Annotated in this window: 2 tRNA genes and 1 rRNA gene; all 3 read left to right on the top strand. The window is 46.9% G+C overall.

The annotated features are described in order from the left end of the window. Positions 1 to 225 (top strand): 16S ribosomal RNA (locus tag L5M51_RS22715); the annotation flags it as partial. Positions 226 to 344: 119 nt separating this feature from the next. Beyond that, positions 345 to 421: transfer RNA gene (locus tag L5M51_RS22710), tRNA-Ile, on the top strand. A 138-nt stretch (positions 422 to 559) separates the two neighbouring features. Beyond that, a tRNA-Ala gene (locus tag L5M51_RS22705) sits at positions 560 to 635 on the top strand. Positions 636 to 748: the final 113 nt, after the last annotated feature.

Here is a 748-nt window from a genome sequence, read left to right as displayed (position 1 = left end):
AACTCGACTCCATGAAGTCGGAATCGCTAGTAATCGTGGATCAGAATGCCACGGTGAATACGTTCCCGGGCCTTGTACACACCGCCCGTCACACCATGGGAGTGGGCTGCAAAAGAAGTGGGTAGCTTAACCTTCGGGGGGGCGCTCACCACTTTGTGGTTCATGACTGGGGTGAAGTCGTAACAAGGTAGCCCTAGGGGAACCTGGGGCTGGATCACCTCCTTACCTATACGACTAACTTAATGTTTGGTCGAAAAATGCTCCTGCATTTTCGACATTCGGTACATCCGTGTACCTTTTGAGTGTTCACACAGATTTGCTTGATAGAAGAAAGAGTAAAAGATGGGTCTGTAGCTCAGCTGGTTAGAGCGCACCCCTGATAAGGGTGAGGTCGGTGGTTCAAGTCCACTCTGACCCACCAAATCTTCGTTATCCTTTGTTAAATTAACACTCGTTTAGTGAACTAAACGTCGCGTTAATTTGCCGCGGATAACTCGATTTGGCAAACCAATCCTTTTAGAGGTTTGGAACATCTTACTTACTCGCACTGCATGTAAATGGGGCTATAGCTCAGCTGGGAGAGCGCCTGCCTTGCACGCAGGAGGTCTGCGGTTCGATCCCGCATAGCTCCACCATTTACACCTTATTCTGACTTTATTGCAAAGTAATAAGGCATATGCATTATGGATAGAGATGCCAAAGATAAACTTAAAAATTATCTTTGGCTTTTTTAAGCCCGCTCTTTAAC

Origin of the sequence: Shewanella sp. SM73 (genome assembly GCF_025653795.1) — a bacterium.
Lineage (GTDB): Bacteria > Pseudomonadota > Gammaproteobacteria > Enterobacterales > Shewanellaceae > Shewanella > Shewanella oncorhynchi.
Note: the sequence above shows the minus strand (reverse complement) of the source record. Positions and strands in the feature narration are given on the sequence as shown.